Raw genomic sequence first — 15,283 nt, 5'->3', positions numbered from 1 at the left:
CGTTTCCCGTCCCTCCACCAGTCCAGAGTCTTGCTACCAGTCCAGAGGCTTCCTACCAGTCCAGAGTCTTGCCGGTGTAGTCGAGATAGGCCGTTCCGGTCCGTCCGAGCTGGGCCGTGATCACGTCGGCCATGCCGGTGACGCTGGTGGCGACATCGATATCGGCATCGGCCCCGCCCATCTCGGTGCGGACCCAGCCCGGATGCAGCAGCAGAACACCGAAGCCGGCGTCCCGGTGGCGGATCTCGAAGCTGCGCACCAGGGTGTTGAGGGCGGCCTTGCTCGCCCGGTAATTCTCCCAGCCGCCGGATTCGTTGAGGCCGACGCTGCCGAGGATCGAGCTCATGAAGGCGACGAGGCCCCGGGGTGCGAGCCGGTCGAGGAAAGCCTCGGCGAAGCGCACCGGGCTGACCGCGTTGGTGAGGTAGACCTGGGCGGCGACGTCGCGCGGCACCAGGTGCAGCGGCTCGTGCGCCTGGGTCGCGACGCCCGCCACCACGAAGATCAGGTCGAAGCTCTGGCCCGCGAGGCGGTCGTGCAGGGCGGACACCGCCCCGTCATCGTCGATATCGGCCGTCTCGACCGTGAGGGCGTCGGAGGCCAGCGCGGCGAGGCCCGGGGAGGCCGAGCGCTGCGTCGCGGTCACCCGCCAGCCGCGGTGCAGGAAAGTCTCGACGAGGCCGAGCCCGAGGCCGCGCGAGGCCCCGACGATGAGCGCGTTCTTCTGGGATGCCATGGTGATCCGTGTCCCTGGTTCGCGGAAGGGCCGGGCGCCCGGCGACGCCGCCCTCCCCTGTCCGGGGAGGTTGGACGAAGGCGCCGGTCCGGCAATCCGGGCGGCCCGCGCCGAGGTGCGCGGGCGCACCCGCGCGTCCCTCAATCCGCTGTCTGCACCGACCAGGTCGCGTGCTCGATGCCGGGCATCCGTGCGAGGCCCGCCACCACGGCGTCGAGCTCGGCGCCGGCCACCGCCGTCGCCACCAGGGTCGCCACCACCTCGACGGTGTCCTCGCCCCGCTCCACCACCTCGATCCCGCCGACGGGGTACTGCGCCGCCTCCAGGCGCTCCACCAGGAGGTCGCGGGTGGGGCCGGCGGCCTCCGCCTGCACCGTCACCTGCACCTCGTAGGTCGCCTCGGTCTGACTCTCGTCGATCGGGGCGCGGTTGATGGCGTTGACGAGGGGACGCAGCAGGGTGTTGCCGGCGAGCACCGCGGCGGTGACGAAGGCCGCCTCCAGGGGAAAGTCGACGCCCGCGAAGGCGCCCACGGCCGCCGAGCACCACAGGGTCGCGGCGGTGTTGAGGCCGCGGACGTTCATGCCCTCCTTCATGATCACGCCCGCGCCGAGGAAGCCGACGCCCGAGATCACGTAGGCCACCGTGCGGGTGCCGCCGGGCGCCCCTTCGAGGCGCATGCCGAGGTCGACGAAGGCGGCCGCCCCCACCGCCACCAGGACGTTGGTGCGCAGGCCCGCCGTGCGCTGCCGGTACTGGCGCTCGGCCCCGATCAGGGTGCCGAGCCCGAAGGCGACGAGGAGGCTGAGCGCCGAATTGACGGCTTCGGGCATCGGCCCGGACAGGAAGGGGATCATCGTCCTGCCCTGACGCGGTCCCATGACGGGACCATGACGGCGCGACCGGGATCAGGCCTGCGGGTAGTCGGAGATGCCGCCATGCGCCGCCGACCACTTGGCGGGCTCGTGCAGGAAGCTCTCGACCTCGGCGAGGATCTTGGGGTCGAAATGGCCGCTCTCCTTGGCCACCGCCAGCACGTCCCACCAGGTGGTGAGGTAGTGCAGCTGGACGCCGAGGTCGGCCATGAGTTCGCGGCTGTTGGGGAAGATGTCGTAGAAGAACATCACGAAGCAGTGGTCGACCTGGGCGCCGGCATCGCGCAGGGCCTTGCAGAACAGCGCCTTGCTGCGCCCGTCGGTGGCGAGGTCCTCCACCAGCAGGGTCCTGGCGCCCTCCACCACCTCGCCCTCGATCTGGGCGTTGCGGCCGAAGCCCTTGGCCTTCTTGCGCACGTACTGCATCGGCAGCATCAGCCGGTCGGAGATCCAGGCCGCGAAGGGGATGCCGGCGGTCTCGCCGCCGGCCACGTGGGTGATCGACTCGTAGCCGATGTCGCGCACGATGGTGGCGGCCGCGAAGTCGTTCAGGGTGGAGCGCAGGCGCGGGTACGAGATGATCTTGCGGCAGTCGATGTAGACCGGGCTCGCCCAGCCCGAGGTGAAGGTGAAGGGCTTCTCCTGGTAGAAGTGCACCGCCTTGATCTCGAGCAGCATCTTGGCCGCCTCGCGGGCGATCACGGCGCGGTCGATCGGCAGGAAGGAGGTCGTCATGCGCGGGGTTCGCTCTCGTGCGGGCGGCGGCCGCGGCCCCGTCCCGCTTCCGGGAAGGGCCGCGCATCCGTCTGAAGGGTTGGGTTCTCCTTCCCGCCAACCGCCAGGGGCGTCAACCCTGGAGATCGCCGGCGAGATCGCGCGACGAGCGGCGCCGTCCCCGGGGCCCGCTCAGGCGGCCTTCACGTCGGCGAGGAATCCGCCGACCTCGCGCGTCAGGTTCTCGGAGTGCCGGGCGAGTTCCTGGGCGGCGCTGAGCACCTGCGAGGCGGCCGCCCCCGTCTGGCCGGCGCCGTCGCGCACGCCGGCGATGTTGGTGGTCACCTCCTCGGTGCCGCGCGCCGCCTCCTGCACGTTGCGGGTGATCTCCTGGGTCGCGGCCCCCTGCTCCTCCATGGCGGCGGCGATCGAGGCGGCGTAGCGCGACATCTCGGCGATGATCCGGCTGATGGCCTCGATGTCGCCGACGGCCTCCTGGGTCGCGGTCCGGATCTCGGTGATGCGCTCGCCGATCTCCCCCGTGGCCTTCGCGGTCTGCCCGGCCAGTTCCTTCACCTCGGAGGCGACGACGGCGAAGCCCCGGCCGGCATCGCCGGCGCGGGCCGCCTCGATGGTGGCGTTCAGCGCCAGCAGGTTGGTCTGCGCGGCGATGCTGGAGATCACCTCGACGAAGGTGCCGATGCGCTCGGTGGTGCCGGCGAGGCGGCGCACGGTGGCGTCGGTCCGCTGGGCATTCTCCACCGCCTGGTCGGCGATGCGGGCCGACAGGCTGACCTGGCTCACGATCTCCTGCACCGAGGCCGACATCTCCTCGCTGGCCGCCGCCACCGTCTGGACGTTGGCGGAGGTCTGCTCGGCGGCGCCCGCGACGATCACGGTCTGCTGGTTGGTCTGGCCGGCGACGCTGCTCATCGACTGGGCCGTGGCCTCCATCTCGGTGGCGGCGCCCGCCAGGCCCTGGGTCAGGACCGAGACGTTGCTCTCGAAGGCGCGTGTCAGGGTGTCGAGGCGCTGGGCCCGGCGCATCTTGGCGGCGTCCTCGGCCGCCTGCGCCTCGGCGAGGCGCCGGGCCTCCAGGGCGTTGTCCTTGAAGACCTGGAGCGAGCGGGCCAGGAGGCCGACCTCGTCCCGCCGCGCGGTGCCCGCCACCGCCACCGCGAGGTCGCCGGCCGCGAGGCGGCCCATCGCCGCCGTCATGGCGGCGAGCGGGCGGGTGACGCCGTAGAGGGTGATCAGCGCGAGCAGGCCGACCGCGAAGCCGAGACCCAGGATGGCGGTGACGATGAGGGTGCGCGTGGCGCTCTCGGCCGTCTCGGTCGCCGCCTGCTTGGCGGTCTCGAGGTCGCGCAGGTTCGAGGCGACGCGGGTCGCCACGCTCTGGGCGATCTTGAGCCGGGCCGGGCGGACCTCCAGCTTCGAGATCCGGGCGGCCGCTTCGTTCTCGTTGCGCAGGCCGAGGGCGATGGAGCGGTCGGCGACGGCGAAGAACGCCGCGAGGTCGCTGCGGACGCCCTGCAGGATTCCCCGGCGTTCTGCGGTGTCGGCGAGGGTGATCAGGCGGTCGTTGGCCTCCAGCGCGGCTTTGCGGCTCGCCTGGTAATGGGCGAAGTCCTGCTGCATCAGCGCGGCGTCGGTCTCGATGATGGTGTTCTTCTCGGCGATCACCGCCTCATCCACGGCCAGGGCGAGTTGCTGGGCCACGGAGAGCCGGGTGGCGCGGACATCGACGATCTGGGTCGTGTTCTGCGCGAGGGTGGCGAGGCTGGCGCGGGCCAGGACCACCAGCCCGACCGCCACGAGGATGAGGATCAGGCTCGGAAGGGCGAGCTTTCCCAGAAGTTTGAGATCGTTGAATGCGCGCATGGCGGCCCCCGTGACGGCGCCGGCGCGGGACCTTGATCGGTCTCTCAGGGACGCGGCGTCGTGCTCACATTTTCGTGAGAGGGCCCTGAAATAATGATTAACGTATTCAAATCTCGCAGCCCATGATCGAAATTTCGCGACGTTCTGGTTGTATTCCGAGGTTTTTCGGCCCGGCGCGCGGATCGCTCATCAATCGCGCTCCCAGACAGGCCGCGCGTTGCGGCGAGCGAAAGGCTCGAAACCCTGACGTCTGCCTCCCAGTACGGCGGAATACAGCGCGCATGCGAGCGCGGGTCAGACAGCTGAGGCTCCGGCTGCGAACGGATACGCCGTTCTGCCGGCAGACCCGCCGGCTCACGCCAGGAGGGCTTGCTGGGCCGCCGGCTCACGCCAGGAAGGCTTGCAGACCCGCCGGCTCACGCCAGGAAGGCCTGCAGGGCCGCCAGGGTCGCGGCGGGGTTCTCCTCGGCCAGGAAATGGCCGGACGTGACCTCGGCGGCGACGGCGCCCGGCGCGAAGGTGCGCTGCCAGGCGGCCAGGGGCGTCTCGGTGCTGCGGTCGAGATAGCGGTCGCCGGTGAGGATCAGGGTCGGGCAGGCGAGCCGGCGGCCGGCGGCGAGGTCGGCGAGATCGGCCTCCCGGTCGCGGGTGGCCCCCGCCCGGTAATCCTCGCAGAAGGCCTGGATGCGCTCGGGCACGCCCCAGGCCTGCCGGTAGAGATGCAGGGCGGCGGGCGCGAAGGCCTCGAGGGACCCGTCTCCGCTCCAGTCGCGCAGCAGCCCCTCGAAATAGGCGTCCGGGTCGCGGCCGATGGCCTGTTCCGGGCCCGGCGCGGCCTCGGCCAGGAAGTGCCAGTGCGAGGGCTTGCGGGGGTTGGCCTCGATCCGCTCCCACTGGACCAGGGTCGGCAGGATGTCGAGGAGGGCCAGCCGGGCGATCCGCCCCGGCTCGTCGAGGGCGAGGCGGTAGCCGATGCGGGCGCCCCGGTCGTGCCCCACGAGGGCGAAGTGGACATGGCCGAGGGATTCCATCACCGCCACCACCTCGGCCGCGAGGGTGCACTTGGCGTAGGCCGCGTGGCGCGGGTCGCCCTCGGGGGCGGCCGACCAGCCGTAGCCCTTGAGGTCGAGGCAGATCACGCGGTGGCGCTCGGCGAGGGCCGGGGCGATCCGGTGCCAGCAGGCATGGCTCTGCGGAAAGCCGTGGAGGAGCAGCACCGGACTCCCGTCCTCCGGCCCGCCGATGCGGGCGAAGAAGCGGCCGGCCGGGATGTCGATCCAGGGGGCGGCGAAGCGGGGAAAGAGATCGGTGGTCACGGACGGCGCCTCCGGCAGGGGCCCGGGGAACGCACGGGGCGGGGCGGCGGTTCGCGGTCGCGGGCGGCGGCGTTCCGGGTAGAAGCGCGCGGTTTTCCGACTAGATCCCTCCCATTCCCCTCCCCAGCAGGACTTTCCCCGATGCAGACGTGTTTCACCGCCCTCGCCCTGGCCGCCGGCCTCGCCCTGGCCGGCCTCGCTCCCGCCCAGGCCGCCGGGTGCTGCGGAGGCGGTGCCGGCATGATGTGCGGCAAGGGCAAGATGGACATGCGGGCCGGCGCCATGAAACCGTCCCGGACGAAGAAGACCGCCTGCTGCTGCGCGGGCATGGCCGGACAGGGCGCGGCCCCGATGTCGAAGAAACTCTGAGCGGGACCGGACGAACTCTTCCGCCGACGCCACGCCCGCAAAGTTGTGTTCGGACCGGGAGGCCCGGCGCACGCCCTGCGGCCTCGCGGATGCCGGGGCGGGATTGACGCCCGCCCCGCGCAGCGGGCACACCCGAAGGCGGCGGATCGCGCAAGAATCCGACCCAAAAAAGATCACCGAGGAGACGCGCATGGACCGGCCTACCGTTCCTGCTCCGCAGAGTCCTGTTCGACGGCAGCGCCCGGTTGGACGGAGTCCTGCTTCATCGACGATCCGGGCGATCCGTTCGGCCGGCGCGAGCCGTTCCGCATGAGCGGCGCGGCCCTCGCCGAACGGCCGGCGACCGGCGCCCCGCCCGTGGACGCCGCCCTGCGCGGCCGTGTCCTCGCGCTCCGCGACGGCCTTCTGCACGGGCTCATCGGCGCCGACGCGATGGTCGAGCGCCTCCTCATCGGCCTCCTCACCGGCGGCCACCTCCTCATCGAGGGCGCTCCCGGCCTCGCCAAGACCCGCGCGGTCAAGCGCCTGTCGGACGGGCTCGACGGCAGCTTCGCCCGCATCCAGTGCACCCCCGACCTGATGCCCGCCGACCTGACCGGCACCACGGTGTGGCGCCAGGATGCCGGCGACTTCGAGTTCCTGCCCGGCCCCCTGTTCCACTCCCTCGTCCTCGTCGACGAGGTGAACCGTGCGCCGCCGAAGGTGCAGTCGGCCCTGCTCGAGGCCATGGCCGAGGGTCAGATCACGGTCTCGGGCCACACCCATGCTCTGCCCGACCCGTTCATGGTGGTGGCGACCCAGAACCCGATCGAGCACGCGGGCACCTTTCCGCTGCCCGAGGCGCAGCTCGACCGCTTCCTCCTCCACGTCCTGGTGGAGATGCCGGACGAGGCCGCCGAGCGCCGCATCCTCGACCTCGTGGAGGGCGAGCTCAACCACCACGCGGAGGCGATGCCGGTGCGGCTCACCGTGGCCGAGATCCGCGCCGCCCGGGAGGCCGCCCTCAACGTCTACGTCTCCCCGGCGCTCAAGGACTATCTCGTGCGGCTGGTCGCCGGCACCCGCACCGACGCGGCGGCCCCGGACCTGCGCGCCGCCATCGAGCACCCGGCCTCCCCGCGCGGCACCCTGGCGCTGATGCTCGCCGGCAAGGCGCGGGCCTATCTGCACGGCCGCGACCACGTCATCCCGGAGGACGTGGCGGACCTCGCCGCCGACGCCCTCGCCCACCGCATCGGCCTGACCTGGCGCGCCGCCGCCGAGGGCCAGACGGCCCGGGGCGTCATCCGCGGCCTCGTCCAGCGGGTGCGGGCCCTCTGAGAGCGACCATGACCGTGCCGAGCCCGGCCCCCGCCCTCGTGCCGGATAGCGACCCGCTGAGGGCGCCGGGCATCCACCTCTCGGGGGAGGCGCTGATGGGCCTGCGCCACCTCGCCCGGCGGGGCTCCGGCCCCGCCACCCGGACGCTGGCGGGCCTGCCCGGCGGGATCGTGACGCGGCGGCGCGGGCGCGGCTCCGAGCCGGACGACGTGCGCCTCTGGTCCGAGGGCGACGACCGCCGGCACATCGACCGCAACGCCACCGCCCGCACCGGCATCCTGCACGTGCGCACCCATCACGACGAGCGCGACCGCGCCGTGGTGCTCCTCCTCGACGTCCGGCCCTCGATGCTGTTCGGCACCCGCCGCGCCCTGCGCTCGGTGGCGGCCGCGGAGGCCCTGGTCCTGCTCGGCTGGCGCATCGTCGGCGATGGCGGCCGCATCGGCCTCGTGGCAACGGGCGCCGGCGAGCCCGTGGTGGTCCGCCCGGCCGGCGGCGAGCGGGCGATGACCGCCCTCACCGGCGCCCTGGCGCTGGCCCATGCCCGGGCCCTGGCCGACGGGGCCGCCGAGGATCCGCCCCTCGCGCCGGCCCTGACCCTGGCCCAGAGCCTGCTGCCCTCGGGCGGTCACCTCGTCATCGGCAGCGCCCTCGACGTTCCGGGCCCGGATTTCGACCCCCTGCTGACGATCATGGCCGAGCGCCTGTCGATCCGCCTCGTCCTGGTCAGCGACGCCTTCGAGCGCGCCCGGCCCCCGGGCTTCTACCCCTTCGCCACGCCGGACGGCCGGCGCGGCACCGTGCAGGCGAGCCGGACCGACCGGGCCTCCGCGGGCACCGATGCCCGCCTCGTCGCCTACGCCCAGCGCGGCATCGCGGGCCTGCGCCTCGACGTCGAGGCCGGCCCGGAGGCCTACGCCCCGCTGATGGAGCGCCTCGATGCGATGCTGTAGGGCGCCGAACTCTCGGGGACCGACAGGCTCTCGGGGACCCAGAAGCTCTCGAGGACCAAGCCGACAGGGAGAGGCCAGGTGACGCCCGACGCCCCGCAGGGCCTCGACCAGCTGCGCGGCCTGCACCTGCCCGCCGAGACGGGCGGGGCCCAGGGCGCGGTGATGCTCGCCATCGCGCTGGGCTTCACGGCGGCCCTCGTCCTCGGCCTGGTCCGCCTGCTGCGGGCGCGCCGGCGCGGCTCCGTCCGGCGCGCGGCCCTGGCCGACCTCGCCGCCGCCAACGCCCTGCCGCCGGAGCGCCGCCGGGTGGCGCAGGCGCAGCTCCTGCGCCGCCTCGCCCGCACCCTCCAGGGGGACGCCGCGGCCGACGCCCAGGGCGCCGCCTGGGCCGCCACCCTCGACCGGCTCTTCGCCACGACCTTCTTCAGCGCCGGCGCGGGCCGGATCTTCGCCGAGGGGCTCTACCGGCGCGGCGCGCCCGAGCCCGGCCCGGTGGATGCCGAGCTGGCGCGGCTGTTCGCCCGGATCGGGGCCTGAGCCATGCTGACGGGATTTTTGCCGACGAACTTCTTGCCGCACTGGTTCACCGCCCTCGCCTCGGCCTTCGACCTCGCGAGCCCGTACGCCCTGCTCCTCCTGCCCCTGCCGCTGCTGGCGGCGAGGCTGATGCCCCCCGAGCGGGTCGGGGCGAGCGGCGCCCTGCGGGTTCCGCCGTCCCTGGTGTCCGAGGCCGCCCGCGGCGACAGCGTGGCGGCGCGCGGCCGCGGCCGCACCCTCCTGGTCTGGACCCTGTGGGCGGGCCTGGTGGTCGCGCTGGCGGGACCGCGCCTCGTCCTGCCGGCCACCGCCCTGCCGGCCTCGGGCCGCGAGATCATGCTGGTGATGGACCTCTCGGGTTCGATGGAGCGGCGCGACTTCGCCCTCGACGGCCAGACCGTGACCCGCCTCGCCGCGGTCAAGCGCGTCGGCACCGACTTCATCCGCCGCCGGGCCGGTGACCGCATCGGCCTCGTCATCTTCGCCAACGAATCCTACGTCGCCGCCAGCCCGAGCTTCGACACCGCCACCGTCGCCCGCGCCCTCGACGAGGCGACCATCGGCCTCGTCGGCCGCTCAACCGGCATCGGCGACGGCCTCGGCCTCGCCCTCAAGCGCCTGACCCCGGCGGGACCAGAGGCCGAGGGCGTGCCGGCCGCCACCGCCAAGGTGGTGATCCTGATGACGGACGGCGCCAACAATGCCGGCCAGACCACGCCCCGGGACGTGGCCGGCCTCGCCAAGGAGCTCGGCGTCCGCGTCCACACCATCGCGCTGGGACCCCGCGACGTCTCCAACGCCGACGGCGAGCAGGACGTCGTCGACACCGAGACCCTGCGCGAGATCGCCGACCTCACCGGTGGCCGGATGTTCCGCGTGAAGACCACCGACGACCTCATCGCCATGGCGGACGCCATCGACGCGATCGAGGGCGGGCGCGCCAAGGCGCCGCCGGTGCCCCTGCGCAAGGACCTCTGGCCCTGGCCCGCCGCCCTCGCCTTCCTGGCCGCGGCCGGCCTCCTCGCGTCGCGGCGGACCGCATGAGCTTCCTCGACACCGTCCTCGCCACCTGCGCGATCCTGCGGCCCTGGTGGCTGGTGGCGATCCCCCTCGTGGCCGCCCTGGCGCTGCGCGCGGCCTGGCGCTCGGCGCCGCTCGGCGACTGGACCCGGGCCGTCGATCCCGGCCTGATGGCGCTGCTCGCCCGGCGCGGCGCGGTCCTCGGCGGACGCCGGCAGGCGAACCTCGCCGCGGCGATCGCGGCCGGGCTCGTCGCCCTGGCCCTCACCGGCCCGGCGGTGGAGCGCCCGGACGCCGCCACCTTCCGCAACCTCGACGCGACCGTGGTGGTATGCGACCTGTCGCGTTCCGTCGCGGAGGGCGGTCACCTCAAGGACGTGCGCCAGGTGGCGCAGGGGGTCGCCGAGGCCGCCGGCACCCGCAGCGTCGCCGTGGTGGTCTATGCGGGCGACGCCTATCTCGCCGCCCCGCCCACCACCGACCGGGACGCCCTGTCCTCCACCCTGTTCGCCCTGGACGGCGATACCGTGCCGGACCGGGGCACCCATCCCGAGCGCGGCCTTGCCCTGGCCCGCCGCACCCTCGCGGAGGCCGGCGTGATCGCGGGCGACGTCGTCCTCGTCACGGACGGCGACGGCATCGGCGACGCGGCCCTGCGCGAGGCCGCCGCGATCCGCGCCAAGGGCTGGCACCTGCACGGCCTCTTCGTCCCCGCCGGACCCGGCCTGCCCGCGGGGTCGCCCAAGCCCGACCGAGGCGCCCTCGAGCGTTTGACCGACGCGGGCTCGGGCCGCTTCGCCCTCCTCGACAGCCCCGCCCCGGTGCTCGACGCGGTGGGCGCCAGCACCGCCCAGCACCTCGCCGCCGGGGGCTACACCGTCCTGGCCTTCGCCGATCTCGGGCGCTGGCTCGTGCTGCTGGCGCTGCTGCCGGCCCTCGTCCTGTTCCGCAGGAGCGCCTGATGGCCCTCGGTGTCCTGTCCGACCGCCTGCCCGCCCTTCCCCGCGACTGGACCCGCTGGGCACGCCTCGCCGCCCTGGGGCTCGCGGGCGCCGGCATCCTTGCCCTGACGGCGACGGCGCAGCCGCGCACCAGCCTCGGCCGTGCCCTGCTGGGGGCCGGCCTGCCCGAGGCCGCCGCCTGGGTGTTCGACGACCCGGCCTGGCGCGGCCCGGCCCTCTACCAGGCCGGGCGCTACGACGAGGCCGCCGCCCTGTTCCGCAACGGCGGCCGGCGCAACGCCTACAACCTCGGCAATGCCCTGGCGAAATCCGGCGACCTGCAGGGCGCCCTCGACGCCTACGATGCCGCGCTCCAGTACAACCCCCGCGATGCCGACGCGCAGGCCAACCGCTCGCTGATCGCCCGCCTCGTGGACGAGGGCGCCGGCGATCCCGGCAAGGGCGGCGGCGTGGCCAACGCCACCGCCACGGTGGGCGCGCGCTACAACAAGACCTCCAACCAGGACCCCAACGACGACACCCAGGCCACCTCCAGCGGCGAGGGTCTGGCCGGCAACAAGGAGGGCGGCACCACCTCCTCGACGCCGGGCAACAGCAAGGTCGCCCGGCGCGGCAAGGCCGAGCAGGTCTCCGTGGATTCCGGCAAGGGCGAGGCCCGCGGCTCGGCCAGCGACGCGGCGGGGCGCGGCCGCACCGGGGCGGGATCGGCCATGGTCGCGGCGGCCCCCGAGCGGGAGGTGCGCCGCGTGACGAAGAGCTTCGAGGCCCATGAGATCCGGCCCGACCGCCTCTGGCTGCAGACTCTGCCGGACGATCCCGGACGGTATCTCAAGCTGCGCCTGAAAGCGGAACAGGCCGCCCGCGTCGAGGCCGGCACGGCGGTGCCCGGCGGGAGCAATCCATGGTGAGCGATCGGTTCGCGTTCCGGACTCGGCGGGGCGTTCTCGCGGCGGGCCTCGCCGTCCTCCTCCTCGCGCCCTTCCCGGCCCGGGCCGAGATCGGTCCCGGGGACCTCACCCTCACGGTGACGCCGGAGCGCAACGGCAACGCCGATCCGTTCTCCCGCGAGATGGTGCTGCTGCGCATCCACGGGGTCTACCGCCAGCCGATCCTGCTGGAGGAGGTGATCCAGCCGTCGCTCGCCAATTTCAGCTGGACGCAGCTCGGCCGCGACCTCTGGTCGAAGACCCGCCTGCCCGACGGGCAGGTGGCCATCGCCTTCGACCGGGTGGTCGCGATCTTCCCGCACCATCCGGGCGACTTCACCATCGATCCGTTCCTGCACCGCCTCACCGTCAACGACGGCGGGAAGCGGGTCGTGGTCGACGTGCCCTCGGCTCCGGTGACCCTGCCGGTCGCCACCTGGACGAAGCCGGTGGGCGGCCCCGACGCGAAGGAGCCCTGGTGGCTGCCGGCCAAGGACGTGACGATCACGGATTCCTGGAGCCCCGATCCCGAGACGGTGAAGCTCGGCGAGACCACGCGGCGCATCGTCACCCTGGAGGCGCAGGGCATGGTCGCCGAGGGGCTGCCGCCCCGCCCGGTGATGCGCACGCGCGGCATCCTCACCTTCGCCGGGCCGGTGACCCGCGAGACGATCATCACGCCCGCCGGCCCGGTGGCACGGGCGACCTACCAGTGGGACGTGCGCCCCGCGATCGAGGAGATCATCCCCCTCGACGCGATCGTCATCCCGTGGTTCGACACCGTCTCGCGCACCCTGCGCGAGGCCGAGATTCCCGCCCGCCAGATCGGCGGCGGCCTGCCCGACCGGGACGACGAGGCGAAACCCGTCCTGCCGGCTTCCCCCCTTGTGGTGGCGACCGCGGCCCTCGGCGCCTTCGGCCTCGGCCTCGCCCTGCTGGGCTTCGGCACTGGCGGGCGTTCGGGACGCCGGCGCCTCGACGCGCGGACGCGCCGGGCGCTCGGGCGCGCCGCCTCGGCCCGGGACGCGCGGGGCTTCCGCGCCCATCTCGACCCCGTCCTCCTGGAGCAGCCCGACCTCGTGCAGGCCTGGCGGGCCCAGCCGGAAGTCGCCGCAGGCCTCGACGCCCTGGATTCCCACCTCTACGGACTCGGCACCGTCGCGGCCCCCGACCTGCCCGGCCTCGCCCGGGCCCTGAGCCGGCCGGCGGCCGCGGCAGCGCAGCCGAGGGAGATGTCCTCGCGTCTCGCCTCCCTCGACGGCCGGGCCCGGACCGCACCCTGACCACTCCACGACCTACCTGAGCCCCCTCGACCGGAACCACATGAGCCTGACGCGACGGATCCTCCTCGGGGCGGGTGCCCTCCTGCCCCTGCGGCCACGGCCGAGCGCGGCCCAGGGCCAGAACCAGGGTCAGGGAAAGACCGATCCAGGTCCCGCGGGCCGGTTCGCCGACGCCGGGGCGGCGCTGGCGCGGATCGCCGGCGACCTGGGCGGCCGCGCCGGGATCGCCGTCCTCGACACGGGTGGCGGACCCGCCCTGCTGCACGACGCCGACGGCACCTTCCCGCTCTGCAGCACCTTCAAGCTGCCCCTCGCCGCCGCGATCCTGGCCCGGGTCGAGGCGGGCCGCGAACGGCTCGACCGGCGGCTCGCCTACGGCGAGGCCGACCTCGACACCTACGCCCCCGTCACCACCCGCGCCTTGAGGGCGGGCGGACCGGAGGCCGGGACGATGTCGGTGGAAGCTCTGTGCGCCGCCGCCCTGGTCTGGAGCGACAACACCGCCGCCAACCTCCTGCTCGGTGCCCTCGGTGGTCCCGCGGCCCTGACCGACTTTTGCCGGGACCTCGGCGACCCGGTGACCCGCCTCGACCGAACCGAACCCGACCTGAATTCGGCCGTGCCCGGCGATCCCCGCGACACCACCCGGCCCGCCGCGATGGCGGCGACCGTCGGGAAGATCCTGCTCGGACCGTCGCTGACGGAGGCCGGCCGCGCCCGGCTCGAGGGCTGGATGACGGCCTCCCGCACCGGAACGAAGCGCCTGCGGGCGGGGCTTCCGGCCGATTGGGGCATCGGCGACAAGACGGGCAGCGGGGCCTACGGCACTGCCAACGTGGTGGCGCTCCTGCGCCCGCCGGCCCGGGCGCCCCTGGTGGCAGCCGTTTACATCACGGGGTCGGACGCCACGAGCGAGGCCCGCGACGCGGCCCACGCGGCGATCGGCCGGGTCATCGCAACGGCCTATGGTTAACACTCGGTTCACGCCTGCCTGCCACCGTCGTCCCGCGAGGAGTGGACCCGATGCGGCGTGGTGGTGTGACGATCAGACGGGACGGGACGGTGCTCGCCCTCCTGGCCGGATTGTTGGCAGCCCCTGCCGGTGCGGCGGATCTCGGCGGCCTGGCCTTCCCGACCCCTGGCCGCGCGGCGGAGGGTTACGCGCCGGAGCCCGAGAGCCTGCCGCGCTACTTCCCGCGGGCCGAGGAGGACGGTGGGGTGGTCCACCGCTCACCGGTGCCGCGCCGGCGGCTGGCCGGCTGCATTCCCCGGCGGGTTCCGATCCCCACCGATGCCCCCGGCGACCCGAGCTATGTCGGCTCGGCCTACGGCCTCGGCAAGCCGAGCTACTACGGCTTCACCCCACCCCTCGGAGTCGACGATCCCTACGGCCGGCCCCTGAGGCCCTATTGTCCCTGAGGCGTCTGGCGTCCCGTCGGCGGGGCGATTAGGTCTCGCGCCGGGACGCGATCCGCGCCCACGGGACTTTGCCGAAGACCTTGTCGAGGACGACCCGCCGATGTCCGATCCCGCCTCCCTGCTCCGGTTTACAGCCGTCGCCCCCCTGCGGGCCGCGGTCGCCGCGTGGCGCCGGGCCGACGAGCGGGTGGTGCTGGTGCCGACGATGGGGGCGCTCCATGCCGGCCACCTCGCCCTGATGGCGCGGGCGCGCGGCCTCGGCCGACGCGTCGTGGCGAGCATCTTCGTCAATCCGACCCAGTTCGGCCCGAACGAGGATTTTTCGCGCTATCCCCGCGACACCGAGACGGACCTCGCCCTGCTGGCGGAGGCGGGGGTCGATGCCGCCTACCTGCCGGAAGTCTCCGGGATGTACCCCGAGCATTTCTCGACCCGGATCGAGGTGGGCGGGCTCACCGAGGGCCTGTGCGGCGCCTATCGGCCGGGGCATTTCTCGGGCGTCGCCACGGTGGTGACCAAGCTCCTCAACCAGGTCCAGCCGGACTGCGCCCTGTTCGGCGAGAAGGATTACCAGCAACTCCTGGTGATCCGACACGCCGTGCGCGACCTCGACCTGCCCGTCGAGATCCAGGGCGTTCCCACCCTGCGGGAGGCGGACGGCCTCGCCCTGTCGTCGCGCAACCGCTACCTCACCGCCGAGGAGCGGGCGCGCGCGCCACGCCTTCACGCCGTCCTGTCCGAGATCGCCGCGGGCCTCGCGTCCGGCGGAAGCGCCGGCCCCCTGATCGCGGGAGGCCGGGCCGCGCTGGTCGAAGCGGGCTTCGCGCCGTTGCAGTATCTCGAGGTCCGCGATGCCGAGACGCTGGCGCCGGTGGAGCACGCCTCGCGGCCGGCCCGGGTGCTGGCGGCGGCCTATCTCGGCCGCACGCGCCTGATCGACAACGTCCCGGCGGGCTGAACCCGCCGGAC

At 73.9% G+C, this 15,283-nt stretch carries 16 protein-coding genes; 11 read left to right on the top strand and 5 right to left on the bottom strand.

Going from position 1 to position 15,283, the window contains the following annotated elements; genetic code table 11:
* Positions 1-52: 52 nt before the first annotated feature.
* From AC0IY1_RS22095 to AC0IY1_RS22075, 5 genes are all read right to left on the bottom strand, one after another.
* Entirely contained in the window at positions 53-736 is a 684-nt protein-coding gene (locus tag AC0IY1_RS22095) for an SDR family oxidoreductase (RefSeq protein WP_103708951.1), read from the bottom strand.
* A gap of 140 nt (positions 737-876) precedes the next feature.
* Positions 877-1,593, bottom strand: coding sequence for an MgtC/SapB family protein (locus AC0IY1_RS22090; protein WP_471772431.1), 717 nt, complete (start codon positions 1,591-1,593; stop codon positions 877-879).
* A 51-nt stretch (positions 1,594-1,644) separates the two neighbouring features.
* Complete coding sequence (locus AC0IY1_RS22085; RefSeq protein ID WP_055946638.1) at positions 1,645-2,346, bottom strand: orotate phosphoribosyltransferase; 702 nt, start codon at positions 2,344-2,346, stop codon at positions 1,645-1,647.
* Between the two features lie 171 nt (positions 2,347-2,517).
* The gene (locus AC0IY1_RS22080) at positions 2,518-4,209 is read right to left on the bottom strand and encodes a methyl-accepting chemotaxis protein (protein ID WP_103708953.1); all 1,692 of its coding nucleotides are present in this window, start codon (positions 4,207-4,209) and stop codon (positions 2,518-2,520) included.
* 416 nt (positions 4,210-4,625) lie between these two features.
* Positions 4,626-5,525 carry an alpha/beta fold hydrolase gene (locus tag AC0IY1_RS22075; protein WP_471772429.1) on the bottom strand — a complete coding sequence of 300 codons (900 nt, stop codon included), beginning with the start codon at positions 5,523-5,525 and terminating at the stop codon, positions 4,626-4,628.
* A gap of 141 nt (positions 5,526-5,666) precedes the next feature.
* Here AC0IY1_RS22075 and AC0IY1_RS22070 point away from each other — a divergent pair, with 141 nt between their 5' ends.
* The 11 genes from AC0IY1_RS22070 to panC all read left to right on the top strand — a co-directional run bounded on the left by AC0IY1_RS22070 (position 5,667) and on the right by panC (position 15,272).
* A complete protein-coding gene (locus tag AC0IY1_RS22070) occupies positions 5,667-5,894 on the top strand; it encodes a hypothetical protein (RefSeq protein ID WP_181017263.1) in 228 nt (75 codons plus the stop codon).
* 309 nt (positions 5,895-6,203) lie between these two features.
* Positions 6,204-7,214, top strand: a complete 1,011-nt coding sequence (locus tag AC0IY1_RS22065; RefSeq protein ID WP_055946622.1) for an AAA family ATPase — start codon at positions 6,204-6,206, stop codon at positions 7,212-7,214.
* A 95-nt stretch (positions 7,215-7,309) separates the two neighbouring features.
* Positions 7,310-8,167, top strand: coding sequence for a DUF58 domain-containing protein (locus AC0IY1_RS22060; RefSeq protein ID WP_471772491.1), 858 nt, complete (start codon positions 7,310-7,312; stop codon positions 8,165-8,167).
* Positions 8,168-8,245: 78 nt separating this feature from the next.
* A complete protein-coding gene (locus AC0IY1_RS22055; RefSeq protein ID WP_471772426.1) occupies positions 8,246-8,704 on the top strand; it encodes a DUF4381 family protein in 459 nt (152 codons plus the stop codon).
* Positions 8,705-8,737: 33 nt separating this feature from the next.
* Positions 8,738-9,748 (top strand): VWA domain-containing protein, encoded by a 1,011-nt coding sequence (locus AC0IY1_RS22050; protein ID WP_471772490.1) that lies wholly within the window; start codon positions 8,738-8,740, stop codon positions 9,746-9,748.
* On the top strand, positions 9,745-10,686 hold the full coding sequence (locus AC0IY1_RS22045) for a vWA domain-containing protein (RefSeq protein WP_055946614.1): 942 nt from the start codon (positions 9,745-9,747) through the stop codon (positions 10,684-10,686). The genes AC0IY1_RS22050 and AC0IY1_RS22045 overlap by 4 nt, the downstream gene beginning before the upstream one ends.
* Complete coding sequence (locus AC0IY1_RS22040) at positions 10,686-11,594, top strand: tetratricopeptide repeat protein (protein WP_471772424.1); 909 nt, start codon at positions 10,686-10,688, stop codon at positions 11,592-11,594. Before AC0IY1_RS22045 ends, AC0IY1_RS22040 begins: the two co-directional genes overlap by 1 nt.
* Positions 11,588-12,895, top strand: a complete 1,308-nt coding sequence (locus tag AC0IY1_RS22035) for a hypothetical protein (RefSeq protein ID WP_471772421.1) — start codon at positions 11,588-11,590, stop codon at positions 12,893-12,895. The genes AC0IY1_RS22040 and AC0IY1_RS22035 overlap by 7 nt, the downstream gene beginning before the upstream one ends.
* A gap of 40 nt (positions 12,896-12,935) precedes the next feature.
* Complete coding sequence (bla, locus tag AC0IY1_RS22030) at positions 12,936-13,868, top strand: class A beta-lactamase (RefSeq protein ID WP_471772419.1); 933 nt, start codon at positions 12,936-12,938, stop codon at positions 13,866-13,868.
* Between the two features lie 50 nt (positions 13,869-13,918).
* The gene (locus tag AC0IY1_RS22025) at positions 13,919-14,314 is read left to right on the top strand and encodes a hypothetical protein (RefSeq protein ID WP_471772417.1); all 396 of its coding nucleotides are present in this window, start codon (positions 13,919-13,921) and stop codon (positions 14,312-14,314) included.
* Between the two features lie 100 nt (positions 14,315-14,414).
* Positions 14,415-15,272, top strand: coding sequence for a pantoate--beta-alanine ligase (gene panC / locus AC0IY1_RS22020; RefSeq protein WP_471772415.1), 858 nt, complete (start codon positions 14,415-14,417; stop codon positions 15,270-15,272).
* Positions 15,273-15,283 lie beyond the last annotated feature (11 nt).

It is taken from the genome of Methylobacterium sp. AC690 (assembly GCF_979256535.1).
Note: the sequence above shows the minus strand (reverse complement) of the source record. Positions and strands in the feature narration are given on the sequence as shown.

Excerpts from the sequence above, each read along its gene's own strand:
- AC0IY1_RS22095 (WP_103708951.1), bottom strand. The coding sequence starts at position 736 with ATGGCATCCCAGAAGAACGCGCTCATCGTCGGGGCCTCGCGCGGCCTC.
- AC0IY1_RS22090 (WP_471772431.1), bottom strand. The coding sequence starts at position 1,593 with ATGATCCCCTTCCTGTCCGGGCCGATGCCCGAAGCCGTCAATTCGGCG.
- AC0IY1_RS22085 (WP_055946638.1), bottom strand. The coding sequence starts at position 2,346 with ATGACGACCTCCTTCCTGCCGATCGACCGCGCCGTGATCGCCCGCGAG.
- AC0IY1_RS22080 (WP_103708953.1), bottom strand. The coding sequence starts at position 4,209 with ATGCGCGCATTCAACGATCTCAAACTTCTGGGAAAGCTCGCCCTTCCG.
- AC0IY1_RS22070 (WP_181017263.1), top strand. The coding sequence starts at position 5,667 with ATGCAGACGTGTTTCACCGCCCTCGCCCTGGCCGCCGGCCTCGCCCTG.
- AC0IY1_RS22065 (WP_055946622.1), top strand. The coding sequence starts at position 6,204 with ATGAGCGGCGCGGCCCTCGCCGAACGGCCGGCGACCGGCGCCCCGCCC.
- AC0IY1_RS22060 (WP_471772491.1), top strand. The coding sequence starts at position 7,310 with ATGGGCCTGCGCCACCTCGCCCGGCGGGGCTCCGGCCCCGCCACCCGG.
- AC0IY1_RS22045 (WP_055946614.1), top strand. The coding sequence starts at position 9,745 with ATGAGCTTCCTCGACACCGTCCTCGCCACCTGCGCGATCCTGCGGCCC.
- AC0IY1_RS22040 (WP_471772424.1), top strand. The coding sequence starts at position 10,686 with ATGGCCCTCGGTGTCCTGTCCGACCGCCTGCCCGCCCTTCCCCGCGAC.
- AC0IY1_RS22035 (WP_471772421.1), top strand. The coding sequence starts at position 11,588 with ATGGTGAGCGATCGGTTCGCGTTCCGGACTCGGCGGGGCGTTCTCGCG.
- bla (WP_471772419.1), top strand. The coding sequence starts at position 12,936 with ATGAGCCTGACGCGACGGATCCTCCTCGGGGCGGGTGCCCTCCTGCCC.
- AC0IY1_RS22025 (WP_471772417.1), top strand. The coding sequence starts at position 13,919 with ATGCGGCGTGGTGGTGTGACGATCAGACGGGACGGGACGGTGCTCGCC.
- panC (WP_471772415.1), top strand. The coding sequence starts at position 14,415 with ATGTCCGATCCCGCCTCCCTGCTCCGGTTTACAGCCGTCGCCCCCCTG.